The following is a 16,224-nucleotide window of genomic DNA, read 5'->3' as shown; positions in this document are numbered from 1 at the left end:
CAAAGTCACGCAAGGGTCAGCGCCCGCCTTCAGGCTTTTCCAGCCACTGCAGCAGGTCATGCCCGGTCATGGGCCGGGCCAGGTAATACCCCTGACCCAATTCACATTCGAGCTCGCGCAAACGCTCGAGCACCTTTGGACCGCTGACGCCTTCGATCACCAGATCCATCCCCAGTGAACGAGCCAGTGCCCGCGTGCTGGAGACCATCGCCCGATTGCGCTGACGATCGAGGTGCTGGACAAAGCGGCCATCGAGCTTGATCTGAGTGAACGGTAACTGACACATCAACTTCAGCGACGAAAAGCCCACGCCAAAGTCGTCGATCGACAGCCCGCAACCGAGCAGGCGCAAGCGCAGCAGGTTCTCCTGCGTGCCCGGCGGGCAATCGAGCAAGCCGTTTTCCGCCAGTTCGAGCATCAGCACCGCCCCTTTGAACCCATGACGCTCCAATGCCAGTTTGATGTGTTCGACCAGTGCACTGTCCATCAACTGTGAGGCATGCAGGTTGAACGCCAACTGCAAGGTCACGCCGCGATGGCGCAAAATGCCCAGCAGGTTCAGACCCTGTTCGAGCAGTTGCTTGAACATCTGGTCGGTCAGGTCATAAGCCAGCACGGCGGCGAGAAAGTCACAGGGCAACAGGGTGCCGCGCGCCGGATGCTGCCAACGGGCCAGCGCTTCGACACCGATCACCGCGCCGCCCTGCAGCTGAAATTGCGGCTGGAACCACGCCCGGAATTCGCCCAGTGCCAGCCCGCGACGCACTTCATCCTCGCCCGGCAGCTCCTTGCTCAACGGCGCCAACACGGGAGATACCCGCACGCGTTTGTAGCGATACAACAGGCGATTCAACGAACGCAGTTGAACCGGCCGGTTCAGTACCCCGAGCAATTGCAAACCCGCCAGCGAGGCCATTTGCCCAAGCGTGCGGCTCAATTCCGGCGGTAGCTCACTGCACAGCAACACCGCGCGTACCATGCCGCTCTGGCTGGCAACCCGCAAAAATTCAAGGCAATCGAGGCCACGATCGGTCAAGTCACAGATCACGATATCGACCCCGCCTCGCAGGTGCATCTGCACCATGGCCTGTTCGGCATCCGCTGCTTGCAGCACGTCACGCACGCTCAGGCGATGCAACATCCTGACCAGCACGTTGCAGGCAAACTCATGATTTTCCAGCACCAGAATACGTGGGGAGGTCATCGTCCTTTAATCACTCAATAGACCCGGGAGAGGGAATAGTGGTCTGCAGAAGCCGCACTGAACGCAGGATTTATCCCGCGATCGTGTAGGAATTTTCCCAAGAGCTTCCAATCATCAGTAGTAAACAATCTGCACCACCATAATGGCCTCGAACGGCCCGACTTCGGGGTCACCCAACGACACCATCGTGGCACTGAACGGCACGTCGATATGGCTCACCTGCGCCGGGAAATTCGCCAACGGAAAAGGTTCGTTGACCTGCACCAGATTGTTGTGTGCATCACGCACCTGAATGCCCAACTGGCTGCCGGCGGCCGGCAGGATGTTGTACAGACCCTGTTGGTTGCTGGTAACGAACGTCGCCCCGACGTTGATTGCGCTGCTGCATTTTTTCTCCAGGGCCAGGCTGAAGGGGCGGGTCGGATTGGGCGGTGAAAAACCGGTGGTGGTTTTCTGGATCACACCAAAGTCGACAATACCCGGCTCCGGCGTCACCTTGACATCGACCGTACACGCAGTACCGACAATGTTCTGTAAGCCGGAGAGTTGAAAACGGAAGTTGCCCGCCGGGTTGCTCGGCCCGCCATTGAGTCCATAGAGACCGTCGAACTGGAACACGTCGTAGGTATCTTGCGAGGGGCGCTGCAACGGCAATAGCCCGCGCTTGCGGATCACCACCTGAAACGCAATGCTCGGGGTCACCCGCGAACAGGCAAGCATGTCGGCGCCGCTGGTTGCATCCGGGCAACCTCGGGAAATGAAGCCGCTGTTGACGCCCTGGGTCGGGTTGGAACTCCAGTCGCCGTCCCAGGACGTCACGCCGCGATACACCAGACCGAACTCAATGCCCCACGGGGTGGCATTGAGCCCGGCCGGATTGCCGTAAAAATAGATCGGGTCATCTTCTTTGTAATGGATGTCGAACAGTTTCCAGCAGTCGGCCGGGACCACATGGGTTTTCGAGCGCCAGATAATCGTGCCGTCCGGCACTGTGTCCGGGACCGACACCGGACCGATGTACTCGCTCAGGTAGCTCCCGCCGTTCAGCGACTTGCAGACCATCGCCGACGCGAACTGCGACGCCCCCATCAACACCGCCGCCAGGGCCAGCCGCGTCAGCGCAGTGAACAGGCTCACGGTTTCACGCCCTTGCACACATTCGCCACGCAATTGAACAGTGTGTCGGACTGACCGCCGAAGTCATTCATGTTCGACACCCGCAAGGTGGTGAACGCGGTATTCGTCAGGGCAAACCGCGCATGGCCGCGTGGCGCGATCATCACGGTTTCGATCGGCATTCTGGTTTTTTCCGGGCCGGCCAGCAGACCGACGACCGTGATGTGAAACGGCGTCGGGTTATCGACCAGCAACTGTCGGGTGGCCGGGTCGATTTTCAGCTCAAGGCCCAGAGCCAGGTCCTCGCCCCGCTCGCGCTTTACGGCGGCCGGCCGGTAGAACAACTTGATCTTCGACTGCAAGGCAATCTGCATCGAGTTGACCGCCTGGGTTTTCGGCGGAATCTCGCGAATGTTCAAATAGAACACCGACTCCCGGTCAGCAGGGAGTGCCAGCTGCGGCAACTTCACAATGCGCAGGACACTGCTTTCGTTCGGCTCGATGCGCTGCAACGGTGGCAGGACCATGAACGGTGACGTGACTTTCTGGCCACTCTCGTTCTCGATCCACGACTGCACGATAAACGGCAATTGCGGGTTCTTGTTGCTGACCGTGACGCTGACTGACGGCGCACTTTCCTCGAACACCAGACGGGTGCGATCCGGCACCACAGCGGCGCTGGCCAGCACGGGAACACAGAGCCCGATTGCCAGGCTCAGACGGTTGAAAAAACGACCCACAGAAAACACAACATAACGTGACATGGTGACTCCGGATTAATGAACAGGCGCGATTACAGACACTGGGCAGGCTTGGCGACGTTGGTCACCACGTCTTCCTCAGGGAGTTCGGCCAGACTGCATTGGCCGGCGTCATCCCAACGCGCTACCAGTTCAGCCCCGGCCTTGATGCCCAACAGATAAGTGACGCCGGCCTCGCCGACGATGCCCACTTCCTTATTGGTGTTTTTGTCTTGCACCGATGCGCCGAAAGGCACCGGTTTACCGCCGAGACGGGTCAACACGACAAACGCGTTGCGGCCCTGCCCCGTGGCGAAATTGACGTAGCCGATGGCCCCCTCAGTCAGCGCCAATCGCTGGATCGGGTTGGATACTTCGGTGTTGAGTGGCAACTTTTCCACGTTGACCCGCGCTTCGTAGGCCTGGAAGGAAGGCAAGCCGTCCATCACCGCATAGCCGTTACGGTTAGTGCGGGTCTGGCCGGTGAATGCCACGTCCGCAACGCCGTCGGTGGACACCAGCAGACGTGTATCGCCATTGGTGCCATTGCCATGGGCCGATACGCCATAACGGGTCGCGACCAGCGAACTGTCGAGCTCGCCGGTGAGCGAGCGATAGGTGCTGCCATCGGTTGAGACAGACGCATTCGCGCGGTAACTCGACGCCCGTTGACCGACATACGCGTTGACATAGCGGTTGTCGCCAACGCCGCCATACACCTGATAATTCACCCCTTCACCGTCATCATGGCTGTACCCGACACTGGCCGACGAACCTGCGGAGCCCGAGCGCTGCAGGTTGCTCGACATCATCGAGTTGCCACCCAGTGGCACGGTCACGCCGAGATAGATTTGCGCGTCGTTCCGCCGGCTATTCTGGGTCTGGTACGCCGATACGTTGACGTTGATGTTCTTGACGTTGCCAAGGGAAAAACTGCGCGCCACCGTCAGCCCGAAACGATCGGCGGCGGGAGCATCCCAGTAGGTCGAATGGTCGTAGGAGAAACTCGTCGACAACCAGGGAAAATGCTTGGCCACGGTCACCGAATAACGTTGTTTGCCCGAGTTCAGCGAATAGGCATCCGCATCGCCGACAAACTGCGAGAAGTTGGTGAACGTCTTGTCAGAAAAGCGATAACCCAAAAAGCGCAGGTCGGTACCAATGGCGTCAAATCGCTTGGAATAGTTGATCCGGTAAGAGTTGCCGACCACGGTTTCACCGTTCCAGCGCAGCGTGGCCCGGGAGGTGGTGACATCCCCCGACACGGCACCGAGTACGCCGAGATCCTTGCCGATGCCCACAGCGCTCGACTGGTACCCGGAGGCGGCAAGCCAGCCGCCATAGACGGTCCAGTCCTTGGCCAGGCCGTAGGCCGCTTCCGTGGCCACGAACCCGGGCTCGCTACCACCCTGACCGGTCAGGCGCGGCTGGCCGGCGGAAACCTTGTAGCGCAACTCGCCCTCACGGGACAGAAACGGCACAGCGGCAGTGGCGACGGTGAACGTCTGTTCGGTACCGTCTTCTTCCCGCACGGTCACGTCCAGCGTGCCTTGCACGCTGCTGTTGAGATCCTGAATGCTGAACGCGCCCGGCGTCACCGTGGTTGAGTACAACACGCGCCCCTGCTGGGACACCGTGACCGTTGCGTTGGTGCGCGCCAGGCCACTGATCAGCGGCGCATAACCGCGCAGGTTCGGCGGCAGCATGCGGTCATCACTGCTCAGAGTCGCACCGCGCAAAGCAAAGGTGTCGAACACGTCAGAGTTCAGATAGTCCTCACCGAGCGACAGCTTCGAACGAATCGTTGGCAACGCACGATAGGCATACAAACGGTTCAACTGAGCCGCTTCGCCGTGGGGATTATCACCTTGGCTGGCGGATTCCAGCCGCGCCTGATAATCGGCGCGCACGCGCCAGGCATCCAGGTTAATCCCGGCAGTGCCGTAGCTCTGCAACGAGCGCGAATCCCCGGACGAACCCTGGGTCTGGCGACTGTTGGCGATCACTCGATAATCGAGCAACGCACCGTTGAGCCCGTCGCTCCAGGCGGCGGGCGGAATGTAATCGGGGTCGTCGTACTCGAAGGTCGCCTGCGGCAAGCTGATCGACAGACGCCCAAGATTCTTCATGTACTTGATCGAGGCATTTTCGATGCCACGTAAATCCACGCATTGACCGTCAGCCAGACGCGGCAGGCTTTTCAGCAAAGATGGTTTGAGACCAAAGGTCAGTACCAGGTCTTCGGGCAGACAAGCGTAACTTTCATCCGGGTTGGCGCCGCTCTTGAACTCGATCGAACGCGAACCGAAATAACGCTGGTTGACAGTAATATCCAACAAGTAGCGACCGGGCACAGTGTATTGCGCATGAGCAAACTGTCCGAGACTGATATCGTCGTTTTTATCGATATTCAGAAACTCCGAATTAAACTCCACGGCACTTGAATAACGCGCACAGGAGATCAACACGCAAGACACGAAAAGTTTTCGGCCGTACACGGGAAATAGCCTTTATCAGAACTTTGACGGAAAAGAAAAAAGGGGTTTTCACCCCTTTTTCTTACACCTGGCGATACGCGGGTATCAGTTGTAGGCCACGGTGAAGTTAGCCACGCTGTCGGCTTCACCAGTGGTGACGGTCGCAGCAGTGGCTTCATACATGGCGGCGAAGGTCACGGTGTTGTTGCCGTTTTGCAGCACAACCGGAGCGACCTGCTCAGTGCCGTTGTCGAGCATTTCGCCGGCACTGGCCTGCAGACGGATACCGACGTTCTGTGCCAGACCGGTGGTGGCGAACAAGCCTGGAACGGCTGGATCCTGGACACCGCTGAAGGTGAAGCGTGCGTTCTTCTGAGTGGTGGTGTCGCAGTCGGTCAGGATGATGTCGAACTTGGTCGGGGTCGAACGATCACCGATCGCTTTGAACTGGTTAGATGGCACTTGCCCCAGGGAAACGGTCTGGTCCAGGGAGCTGGCGTCGATACCGCAGGCGCCGGAAACGATTTCACCGATGAAACGCACGGTGCCAGGGTTGCCGGAAGCCGGCGTCGCAGCGTTAGCGAAGGAAGCGAGACCCATAACAACGGTAGCGGCGGTAACAGCGACGATTTTTTTCATTTTTTACATCTCTTGGGATAGTTATTTATTTGGCCCAGCGGCCTGGCTCTCCCAATTACTCATCAGCGACAACAGGCTTGCTCGCTGTAGCGAACAACCTTCATCACGGAATCAGCAACGAATGGTTCCCCCCCTCTTTCCGGCCATTCCCTGCCGAACTTTCCAGGTATTCATTGCACTTCCGTAATAACGCATAGAGTCATCAGGACGCCGGGCATCTCTGCTCCGGAACAAATAGTGATCGAGACCCAAGGGTGAAAATGTAGGTTCTTTCTTGCCGCCTTGTAGGACAATTCTCAGCAACCGAAAACGATCATTCCGTGGTACTCGGACTCCAGAACGCCTGCACCACCAGCGCCGATGTGGAAATCCGCGCCACCAGCGCATCCAGCTCATCACCATCGACCGAGGTGGTCGCCAGCGTCGCTTCAATTTCTATTTCATCGGCACCGAAGGCATGCACATCGACATCGCTGGCGGGATAGTTGCTGCGCTCCAGTTCCGCCTCGAGCAAGGCGAATACGGCTTTCTGCTGTGACCGCCGGGCGATGACGTAGACGATGTTGGTGACTTCCGCCGAGACCACGTCCAGTGGCTGACGGTTGATGTTGTTGACGATCGGCCGCAACAAGGTGTTGGCGGCGAGGATGAACAGGGTGCCGAGCACCGCTTCGGCGAGCAGGTCGGCACCGGCGCAGGCGCCGACGGCAGCAGATGTCCACAGGGTGGCGGCGGTATTGAGACCCCGCACGTTGCCCTCTTCGCGCATGATCACCCCAGCACCGAGAAAGCCGATGCCGGAGACCACGTAGGCAACCACGCGCACCGCGCCTTCGGCGCCGGCGAGACGATTGGCCATGTCGACGAAAATCGCCGCACCGACCGCCACCAGCACATTGGTGCGCAGGCCGGCGGTGCGTTGCCGGTACTGGCGCTCGAAACCGATCAGGCCACCGAGGATGAAGGCGGCGCTGAGGCTGACGAGGGTGTCGAGCAGCGAATCGAGGTTGAGGTTGTTGATGGCTTGCATAGTCTTGTCCTTGAAACACATAACCTTTGCAGGAGTGAGCCTGCTCGCGATAGCGGTGTGTCAGTCACTGCAATGTTGACTGACAGACTGCTATCGCGCGCAGGCTCACTCCTGCAGGGGAACAGCGTTGTTCTGCGGTTATTGCCAGCCGAACCGACGGATGTAGAAGCCTTTCACCGCCTGGGTCAGCGCCATATACGCCAGCAGGATCATCGGCAGGAACACGAAGTACATCGACGGCAGCGCCTGCAGTTTGAAGTAGTGCGCCAGCGGCCCCATCGGCAGGAAGATGCCGACCGCCATGATGATCCCGGTCATCACCAGCAGCGGCATGGCTGCACGGCTTTGCAGGAACGGAATCTTCGGCGTACGGATCATGTGCACGATCAGTGTCTGGGTCAGCAACCCCACCACGAACCAGCCGGACTGGAACAGGGTCTGGTGGTCCGGGGTGTTGGCATCGAATACGTACCACATCAAGGCGAACGTGGTGATGTCAAAGATCGAACTGATCGGCCCGAAGAACAGCATGAACCGACCGACATCCCCCGGCTGCCAGCGCTGCGGTTTTTTCAGCATGTCCTCATCGACGTTGTCGAACGGAATCGCAATCTGCGAAATGTCGTAGAGCAGGTTCTGCACCAGCAGATGCATCGGCAGCATCGGCAGGAACGGAATGAACGCACTGGCCACCAGCACCGAGAACACGTTGCCGAAGTTCGAACTGGCAGTCATCTTGATGTACTTGAGCATGTTGGCGAAGGTGCGGCGTCCTTCGAGCACGCCCTCCTCCAGCACCATCAGGCTCTTCTCCAGCAGGATGATGTCGGCGGCTTCCTTGGCGATGTCCACCGCGCTGTCCACGGAAATACCGATGTCAGCGGTGCGCAGCGCCGGCGCGTCGTTGATCCCGTCGCCCATGAAACCGACCACATGGCCGTTACCTTTGAGGATGCGCACGATGCGCTCCTTGTGTGTCGGCGTCAGCTTGGCGAAGACGTTGGTGTTCTCCACTGCCACGGCCAGTTGGGCATCGCTCATGCGCTCGATGTCATTGCCCATCAGCAAGCCCTGCTGCGCCAGACCGACTTCGCGGCAGATCTTCGCGGTGACCAGCTCGTTGTCGCCGGTCAGCACTTTCACCGCCACACCATGCTCGGCCAAGGCCTTGAGTGCCGGCGCGGTGCTTTCCTTCGGTGGATCGAGGAATGCCACGTATCCGATCAGCGTCAGTTGCTGTTCATCGGCCAGGCTATAAGTGTCGCGCCCCTCGGGCAGCGACCGGGCAGCGACTGCCACCACGCGCAAGCCTTCAGCGTTGAATGCTGCGGTGACCTGACGAATCCGGGTCAGCAATTCATCGCTCAAGGCTTCATCGACCTCGCCATGCCGCACGCGGCTGCACACTGCCAGCACCTCTTCCACCGCACCCTTGCAGATCAGCAGATGCGGCTCGCCACGCCCTTCGACCACCACCGACATGCGCCGACGATTGAAGTCGAACGGGATCTCGTCGACCTTGCGAAACGCCGTGCCGACTTTCAATTCACGGTGGACCTCCACGTGTTCCAGCACTGCCACGTCGAGCAGGTTTTTCAGCCCGGTCTGGTAGTAGCTGTTGAGGTAAGCCATTTCCAGTACGTCGTCGGAGTCATCACCCCAGACATCGACATTGCGTGCCAGGAAGATCTTGTCCTGGGTCAGGGTGCCGGTCTTGTCGGTGCACAGCACGTCCATCGCACCGAAGTTCTGGATCGCGTCCAGACGCTTGACGATGACTTTCTTGCGCGACAGGAACACCGCACCTTTGGCCAGCGTCGAGGTGACGATCATCGGCAGCATTTCCGGGGTCAGACCCACAGCGATCGACAATGCGAACAGCAGCGCTTCGGTCCAGTCGCCCTTGGTGAAACCGTTGATGAACAACACCAGCGGCGCCATGACGAACATGAAGCGGATCAGCAGCCAGCTGACTTTGTTGACGCCCGTCTGGAACGACGTCACGGCCCGGTCAGTCGCCCCGACCCGTTGTGCCAGCGCCCCGAAATAGGTGCTGTTGCCGGTGGTGAGAATCACCGCCACCGCCGTGCCGGACACCACGTTGGTGCCCATGAACAGGATGTTTTCCAGCTCCAGCGGATTGCGCGTGTCGCGGTCGGCCTGACGCGGGAATTTCTCCACCGGCATAGACTCGCCGGTCATCGCCGCCTGGCTGACGAACAAGTCCTTGGCGCTCAGCACCCGGCAGTCGGCGGGAATCATGTCGCCGGCCGATAGCACGATCAGATCGCCCGGCACCAGTTGCTTGATCGGCAGTTCGCTGCGCGGCGCGTCACGGCGCATCACCGTGGCGGTGTTGCTGACCATCGCTTTGAGCGCATCGGCGGCCTGGTTGGATTTGCTTTCCTGCCAGAAGCGCAGCAGCGTCGACAACACCACCATCGAGAAAATCACGGTGGCGGCCTTGAGGTCTTCGGTCAGCCAGGAAATCACCGCCAACAGGGTCAGCAGCAGGTTGAACGGGTTTTTGTAGCAGTGCCAAAGGTGCGTCCACCACGGCAGCGGCTGCTCGTGTTCGACCTCGTTGAGACCGTACTGCGCGCGCAGTGCGTCGACTTCAAAATCGGTCAGGCCATCGGTGTGGGTACCCAGCGACGTCAGCAGTTCGCCGCTGTCGCGATGGGCTGCATCGACCAGCGTGTTGGCCAGGGTGGGCGGCACTTCACGGCTGACCGTGGTGTCTTTGATTGATTCCAGCAGCGCCAGGCGACGGAAGTGCCGGGCGATGTGGCGTGTACGCAGGAAGCCTGCGAAAAATTCCTTGAGCGTAAGTTTCATGGCTGTTGCCCCTATGGTCAGCCGGGAAACCGTCAAGCAGGTACGACCGCGCCTCGTGCGCCGGAAAAACCGGCACGGCAAGGCTTGGCGCGCCGGTCAGAAAAGACAGGCGTGTCGATAAAGTTGCGATGACGACCGTGCAGGTCGAAAGCACACTTTTTCAGTGTCGATGAGAAGGACGTCGGGACATGGTCTCAACAGACCATGATCGGGATGCCGCTGCTCGCTTTACGGCGAGACAACGGCAGAGAAAGGCTGCGCGTTATCTTGCCGAGAATCTGCCGGTTACCGAGACCGGCCGACAACTGTCACTCGAACAAGTACCCACTGTGGGTCTCCGCTATTGATGAAAACGCGCGAAGCTTACGCCCCGATGATTGGAGAGTAAACCCGTGTAAGGAAGTGTGTCGGGGAATGTTGGGGATGTTCAGGAAGGGTTCAGAAATCAGATTTTTCTAAGCCATAAGGGCCCCATCGCTGGCAAGCCAGCTCCCACAGGGATCTCCAGTGAACACAAATTTTGTGTCCAACACAGATCCTGTGGGAGCTGGCTTGCCAGCGATGGCGGTGCATCAGGAAATACTGAGTCAGCTGGCAGTCGCCAACAACAGATCCGCCATCGACCGATGCCCTCGGTGCTTGCCATGCTCATACAACGAGCCGGCGATCTCCCACAGGGAGCTCCAGTGAACACAAATTTTGTGTCCAACACAGATCCTGTGGGAGCTGGCTTGCCAGCGATGGCGGTGTATCAGGAAATACTGAGTCAGCTGGCAGTCGCCAACAACAGATCCGCCATCGACCGATGCCCTCGGTGCTTGCCATGCTCATACAACGAGCCGGCGATCTCGTCGGCGCGAATCGGCAACACCGACAGCAATGTGTCGCTCAGACCATGGCTGGCCTGGCAGAAGCCCTGCATGTACAGACCGGCCTTGCAGCGCTCGTCGGTGATCAGTTTGTAGTTGCGATCGACCTCGAAGTCACCCAGGTATTCTTCCAGCGGTGCCAGCAGTTTGCGGTGCATCTGCCGTTCGTAACCGGTGGCCAACACCACGGCATCGTAGATCCGCACCGTGAGTTCGCCGGTGGCGTTGTTGCGCACCGCCAGTTCGATACCGTTTTCGCTGGCGATGGCGCTCTCGACGGTGGTCAGGGTGCGGAACGCATGACGGGCGATCCCGGAGACCTTCTGGCGATAGAAGATGCCGTAGATGCGCTCGATCAGATCAATGTCCACCACCGAATAGTTGGTGTTGTGGTACTCGTTGACCAGACGCTCGCGCTCGGCGCTGCTCTGCTGGAACACCAGGTCGGTGAATTCCGGCGAGAACACTTCGTTGACAAACGGGCTGTCGTCCGCCGGTTTGAGCGCCGAGCCGCGCAGGATCATATCGACCTGCACCGACGGGAACGAATCGTTCAGGTCGATAAAGGCTTCCGCCGCGCTCTGCCCGCCGCCGATGATGGCGATGCTCATCGGCTGATTGTTCACGCACGGCTGGTTGGCCATTTGCGCCAGGTACTGCGAGTGATGGAACACGCGGCTGTCACCCTTGAGTGCCTTGAACGCCTCCGGAATCCGCGGCGTGCCGCCGGCGCTGACCACCACCGAGCGGGTGGTGCGCACATGTTGCAGGCCCTGGCTGTCGCGGGAAATCACCCGCAGCGCTTCAACCTGATGGTTGTGCAAAACCGGTTCGATGGTCAGCACCTCTTCGCCGTACCGGCTTTGCTCGGTGAACTGCCCGGCCACCCAGCGCAGGTAATCGTTGTATTCCATGCGGCACGGATAAAAGGTGCCGAGGTTGATGAAGTCCACTAGACGCCCGTGTTGCTTGAGGTAGTTGACGAAGGAGTACGGGCTGGTCGGATTGCGCAGGGTCACCAGATCCTTGAGGAAGGAAATCTGCAGTTCGCTCTGGGTCGACAGGGTATTGCCGTGCCAGCTGTAGTTGGCCTGCTTGTCGAGAAACAGCACATCCAGTTCGCCCTGGGTCGGGCCGCGCTCTTGCAGAGCGATGGCCAGCGCCAGGTTCGAAGGGCCGAAACCGACGCCGATCAGGTCGTGAACGATGGGCGATGCAATTGCCTGTGTCATTTCCAGTGTCCTCTGGATGAACCCCTCAACACGGGGATAAAGCCTGGGTGGCCTGACCGGCCTGAAACAGGTCAGCAGGTCGTCTGTTGAGTAGGAACGAGGACGATGAAAAGAAATTTAACGAGGACGGCTCAATGGGCGTCCCATTGCTTGATGCGCAACCGGCAGTGCTTCATGGCGTTGACGATATGTTTCTCCACCAGTGCCTTGGAAATGCCGAGGGTCGCGGCGATTTCCGGATGGGACAGGCCTTCGATCTTGCGCAGCAAAAAGCTGTCGCGGCACAGCGGCGGCAATTCTGCCAATGCGCGCTGAAGCATTTCCAGGCGCTGGCCGTGATCGAGGGTGCCGTGGGGCGACGGGGTGAAATAGCGTTCTTCGCTGTCGAGTACGTCGAGCGATTCGACCTGACGCAGGGCATTGCGCCGATGGTCGTCGATGACCAGGTTCAGCGCCGTGCGATAGAGAAACGCCCGGGGTTGCTCGATCGGTGTATCACTGGAACGCTCCAGCACCCGCACATAAGCGTCATGCACCACATCTTCGGCAACCTGACGGTTGCCCAGCCTGGCGTTCAGGAAACACACCAGCTCGCGATAGTAGTTTTCCAACATGACTCCCGACCGTATCAATGCAATTCCTGTCCTTGAGCACACGGTTCCAGCCGCGGGCGATCCGCAGTAGCAAGAGGGTGGCAACTTGAGGTGCGTAATTTATAGTAATTCTCATATAGATTTAAAGCGCTGTTTCCACATCCTGGCCAAATAGTCCGCTGCAGCTACCGGTTACTTGATGTATGCGGGCTTAAATTCCCTCGTGCATGCATCGTTTACAGGACAGCTCCCCGTATCTGTCGCGCCTTGCGACAGCGTTCAGCCTCCGCGCACCGCGCTGCCTGCGCTGAATGACGGGCCGAATTCACTGGCCGGAACCCTGCATGAAACGTCCCCGCCCCGCCCGACGCGCCCTGTTCGCCGCCCTTTGTCTGATTCCCGTGATTGCCGTTGCCGCGTGGCAGGTGCTGCCGCCCGGACGAGACGCTCTCGCCACCGTGCAGGTGACCCGCAGCAACATCGAAAACAGCGTGACCGCACTCGGCACCTTGCAGCCGCGTCGTTATGTCGATGTCGGTGCGCAGGCGTCCGGGCAAATCCAGAAGATCCATGTCGAGGCAGGCGATACGGTCAAGGAAGGCCAGTTGCTGGTGGAGATCGACCCGTCCACGCAAAAAGCCAAACTCGACGCCGGACGCTTCTCCATTGAAAACCTCAAGGCGCAACTGCAGGAACAGCGTGCGCAGCACGACCTCGCACGGCAGAAATACCAGCGCCAGCAGCAACTCGCCGCCGGCGGCGCCACCCGTGAAGAAGATGTGCAGACCGCCCGCGCCGAAGTGCGCGCGACCCAGGCGCGCATCGACATGTTCCAGGCACAGATCCGTCAGGCCCAGGCGAGCCTGCGCAGCGACGAAGCGGAGCTCGGCTACACACGCATTTTTGCGCCAATGAGCGGCACCGTGGTCGCGGTAGGTGCCCGGGAAGGCCAGACGCTCAATGCGCAACAGCAAACCCCGCTGATCCTGCGCATCGCCCGGCTCTCGCCCATGACCGTGTGGGCCGAGGTTTCCGAAGCGGACATCGGCCACGTCAAACCCGGCATGACCGCCTACTTCACCACCCTCAGCGGTGGCAGCCGACGCTGGAGCAGCACCGTACGGCAGATTCTGCCGGTGCCGCCGCGCCCGCTCGAGCAGAACCAGGGCGGCAGCCCCACCAGCGGGCGCAGTGGCAGCGAACGCGTGGTGCTCTATACCGTGCTGCTCGACGTCGACAACGCCGACAACAGCCTGATGACCGACATGACCGCGCAAGTGTTCTTCGTCGCCCAGCAGGCACAGAACACCCTGACTGTGCCGAGCGCCGCCCTGCAACCGGGCACGCGTGCGCAGTGGCAACGCGTACAGATCGTCGCCGCCAACGGCGACATCCAGTCCCGCGACGTGCGCACCGGCATCAGCGACCGCTTGCGCACACAAGTGCTCGAAGGCCTGGCCGAGGGCGATCACATCCTCAGCACGCCAGCCACCGGCAGCGGAGGCTGAATGCAAACGCCCCTGATTGACCTGCGGCAGATCCGCAAATCCTACGGCGGCGACGACAGTCCGCAGGTGCAGGTGTTGCGCGGCATCGACCTGTCGATTCATGCCGGCGAGTTTGTCGCCATTGTCGGCGCGTCCGGCTCCGGCAAATCGACGCTGATGAACATCCTCGGCTGCCTCGACCGCCCCACCAGCGGCGAATATCGCTTCGCCGGTGAGGACGTCGCGCAACTGGACAGCGACGAACTGGCCTGGCTGCGCCGCGAGGCGTTCGGTTTCGTGTTCCAGGGCTATCACCTGATTCCGTCCGGTTCCGCTCAGGAAAACGTCGAGATGCCGGCCATCTACGCCGGCACTCCGGCGGCGGAACGCCATGCGCGAGCCCGTGCGTTACTGGAACGTCTCGGTCTGGGCACGCGCACCGGCAACCGTCCGCATCAGCTTTCCGGTGGTCAGCAACAACGGGTGTCGATTGCCCGGGCGCTGATGAACGGCGGCCACATCATTCTCGCCGACGAACCCACCGGCGCCCTCGACAGCCACAGCGGCGCCGAAGTCATGGCCCTGCTCGACGAACTCGCCGGCCAGGGTCACGTGGTGATTCTGATCACCCACGACCGCGAAGTGGCGCAACGGGCCCAACGCATCATCGAAATCCGCGATGGCCTGATCATCAGCGATACCGCCGCACATCCGTCAGCCGCCGTCCGCCGTGCCAATCCCGGTGCCCTGCAAGCGGTCGATCTGCGCCAGCGCCTGAGCACCGGCAGCAGCCAGACCAGCGCCTGGAAAGGTGAACTGGTGGACGCCGTGCAAGCCGCGTGGCGGGTCATGTGGATCAATCGTTTTCGCACCGCGCTGACCCTGCTCGGCATCGTCATCGGCGTGGCCTCGGTGGTGGTGATGCTGGCCGTGGGCGAAGGCAGCAAGCGTCAGGTGATGGCGCAGATGGGCGCCTTCGGGTCCAACATCATTTACCTCAGCGGCGCCGCCCCCAACCCGCGCACGCCGCCGGGCATCATCACCCTCGACGACGTCGCCGAGCTGGCTGCCCTGCCCCAGGTCGAACGCATCATGCCGGTCAACGGCTCGACCGCCGGCGTGCGTTTCGGCAATGCCGACCACAGCAGCTACGTCGGCGGCAATGACACCAACTTCCCAAGCATCTTCAACTGGCCGGTGGTTCAGGGCAGTTACTTCACCCAGGCCGACGAAGACAGCGCCGCCGCCGTGGCGGTGATCGGCACCAAGGTGCGTGACAAGTTGCTCAAGGATGTCGCCGACCCGATCGGCCAGTACATCCTGATCGAAAACGTGCCGTTTCAGGTGCTCGGGGTTCTGGCTGAAAAAGGCTCAAGCTCCGGCGACTCCGACAGCGACAACCGCATCGCCGTGCCCTATTCCGCCGCCAGCATGCGCCTGTTCGGCAGCCGCAATCCGGAATACGTGGTGATCGCCGCCAAGGACGCACGCAAGGTCAAGGACGCCGAACAGGCCATCGAACAGGCGATGCTGCGTCGGCACCACGGCAAAAAGGACTTCGAACTGACCAACAACGCCGCGATGATCCAGGCCGAGGCGCGCACCCAGGGCACGCTGTCGCTGATGCTCGGCGCGATTGCCGCCATCTCCTTGCTGGTGGGCGGTATCGGCGTGATGAACATCATGCTCATGACCGTGCGCGAACGGACCCGCGAAATCGGCATTCGCATGGCCACCGGCGCCCGCCAGCGCGACATCCTGCGCCAGTTCCTCACCGAAGCGGTGATGCTCTCGGTGGTCGGCGGCATTGCCGGCATCAGCCTGGCGATGCTGGTCGGTGGCGTGCTCGTGTTCAGTGGCGTGGCGATCGCGTTTCAATGGCTGGCGGTACTCGGTGCCTTCACCTGCGCGCTGATCACCGGCGTCCTCTTCGGCTTCATGCCTGCCCGCAAGGCTGCCCGGCTCGACCCGGTCACGGCCCTTACCAGTGAATGATCGT

The 16,224-nt window shown here is 60.6% G+C and carries 11 protein-coding genes; 2 read left to right on the top strand and 9 right to left on the bottom strand.

Annotation, left to right across the window (positions count from 1 at the left end; genetic code table 11):
- Positions 1 to 16: 16 nt before the first annotated feature.
- The 9 genes from PseuLF5_RS11420 to PseuLF5_RS11380 form a co-directional block, all read right to left on the bottom strand.
- On the bottom strand, positions 17 to 1,204 hold the full coding sequence (locus tag PseuLF5_RS11420) for an EAL domain-containing response regulator (protein WP_225931067.1): 1,188 nt from the start codon (positions 1,202 to 1,204) through the stop codon (positions 17 to 19).
- A 114-nt stretch (positions 1,205 to 1,318) separates the two neighbouring features.
- Positions 1,319 to 2,341 carry a fimbrial protein gene (locus tag PseuLF5_RS11415; RefSeq protein ID WP_340133555.1) on the bottom strand — a complete coding sequence of 341 codons (1,023 nt, stop codon included), beginning with the start codon at positions 2,339 to 2,341 and terminating at the stop codon, positions 1,319 to 1,321.
- Entirely contained in the window at positions 2,338 to 3,084 is a 747-nt protein-coding gene (locus PseuLF5_RS11410; protein WP_186744720.1) for a fimbrial biogenesis chaperone, read from the bottom strand. The genes PseuLF5_RS11415 and PseuLF5_RS11410 overlap by 4 nt, the downstream gene beginning before the upstream one ends.
- A gap of 29 nt (positions 3,085 to 3,113) precedes the next feature.
- On the bottom strand, positions 3,114 to 5,495 hold the full coding sequence (locus tag PseuLF5_RS11405) for a fimbria/pilus outer membrane usher protein (RefSeq protein ID WP_340133554.1): 2,382 nt from the start codon (positions 5,493 to 5,495) through the stop codon (positions 3,114 to 3,116).
- Between the two features lie 147 nt (positions 5,496 to 5,642).
- Positions 5,643 to 6,176 carry a fimbrial protein gene (locus PseuLF5_RS11400; protein WP_095047684.1) on the bottom strand — a complete coding sequence of 178 codons (534 nt, stop codon included), beginning with the start codon at positions 6,174 to 6,176 and terminating at the stop codon, positions 5,643 to 5,645.
- Between the two features lie 313 nt (positions 6,177 to 6,489).
- Positions 6,490 to 7,206, bottom strand: a complete 717-nt coding sequence (locus tag PseuLF5_RS11395) for an MgtC/SapB family protein (protein WP_008084043.1) — start codon at positions 7,204 to 7,206, stop codon at positions 6,490 to 6,492.
- A gap of 138 nt (positions 7,207 to 7,344) precedes the next feature.
- On the bottom strand, positions 7,345 to 10,044 hold the full coding sequence (gene mgtA / locus PseuLF5_RS11390; protein ID WP_340133551.1) for a magnesium-translocating P-type ATPase: 2,700 nt from the start codon (positions 10,042 to 10,044) through the stop codon (positions 7,345 to 7,347).
- Positions 10,045 to 10,810: 766 nt separating this feature from the next.
- Positions 10,811 to 12,145: a lysine N(6)-hydroxylase/L-ornithine N(5)-oxygenase family protein gene (locus tag PseuLF5_RS11385; RefSeq protein ID WP_123463492.1), complete on the bottom strand. Its 1,335-nt coding sequence runs from the start codon at positions 12,143 to 12,145 to the stop codon at positions 10,811 to 10,813.
- A 131-nt stretch (positions 12,146 to 12,276) separates the two neighbouring features.
- A complete protein-coding gene (locus PseuLF5_RS11380) occupies positions 12,277 to 12,759 on the bottom strand; it encodes a sigma-70 family RNA polymerase sigma factor (protein ID WP_123463494.1) in 483 nt (160 codons plus the stop codon).
- Between the two features lie 323 nt (positions 12,760 to 13,082).
- Here PseuLF5_RS11380 and PseuLF5_RS11375 point away from each other — a divergent pair, with 323 nt between their 5' ends.
- Both PseuLF5_RS11375 and PseuLF5_RS11370 read left to right on the top strand, forming a co-directional pair.
- The gene (locus PseuLF5_RS11375; RefSeq protein WP_123463496.1) at positions 13,083 to 14,246 is read left to right on the top strand and encodes an efflux RND transporter periplasmic adaptor subunit; all 1,164 of its coding nucleotides are present in this window, start codon (positions 13,083 to 13,085) and stop codon (positions 14,244 to 14,246) included.
- Positions 14,247 to 16,220, top strand: a complete 1,974-nt coding sequence (locus PseuLF5_RS11370) for a MacB family efflux pump subunit (RefSeq protein ID WP_336347748.1) — start codon at positions 14,247 to 14,249, stop codon at positions 16,218 to 16,220.
- The last annotated feature ends 4 nt before the right edge of the window (positions 16,221 to 16,224 follow it).

It is taken from the genome of Pseudomonas sp. LF-5, from assembly GCF_037626295.1.
In the GTDB taxonomy this organism is placed as follows: Bacteria; Pseudomonadota; Gammaproteobacteria; order Pseudomonadales; family Pseudomonadaceae; genus Aquipseudomonas; species Aquipseudomonas monsensis.
Note: the sequence above shows the minus strand (reverse complement) of the source record. Positions and strands in the feature narration are given on the sequence as shown.

Excerpts from the sequence above, each read along its gene's own strand:
- mgtA (WP_340133551.1), bottom strand. The coding sequence starts at position 10,044 with ATGAAACTTACGCTCAAGGAATTTTTCGCAGGCTTCCTGCGTACACGC.
- PseuLF5_RS11410 (WP_186744720.1), bottom strand. The coding sequence starts at position 3,084 with ATGTCACGTTATGTTGTGTTTTCTGTGGGTCGTTTTTTCAACCGTCTG.
- PseuLF5_RS11380 (WP_123463494.1), bottom strand. The coding sequence starts at position 12,759 with ATGTTGGAAAACTACTATCGCGAGCTGGTGTGTTTCCTGAACGCCAGG.
- PseuLF5_RS11420 (WP_225931067.1), bottom strand. The coding sequence starts at position 1,204 with ATGACCTCCCCACGTATTCTGGTGCTGGAAAATCATGAGTTTGCCTGC.
- PseuLF5_RS11400 (WP_095047684.1), bottom strand. The coding sequence starts at position 6,176 with ATGAAAAAAATCGTCGCTGTTACCGCCGCTACCGTTGTTATGGGTCTC.
- PseuLF5_RS11370 (WP_336347748.1), top strand. The coding sequence starts at position 14,247 with ATGCAAACGCCCCTGATTGACCTGCGGCAGATCCGCAAATCCTACGGC.
- PseuLF5_RS11395 (WP_008084043.1), bottom strand. The coding sequence starts at position 7,206 with ATGCAAGCCATCAACAACCTCAACCTCGATTCGCTGCTCGACACCCTC.
- PseuLF5_RS11375 (WP_123463496.1), top strand. The coding sequence starts at position 13,083 with ATGAAACGTCCCCGCCCCGCCCGACGCGCCCTGTTCGCCGCCCTTTGT.
- PseuLF5_RS11385 (WP_123463492.1), bottom strand. The coding sequence starts at position 12,145 with ATGACACAGGCAATTGCATCGCCCATCGTTCACGACCTGATCGGCGTC.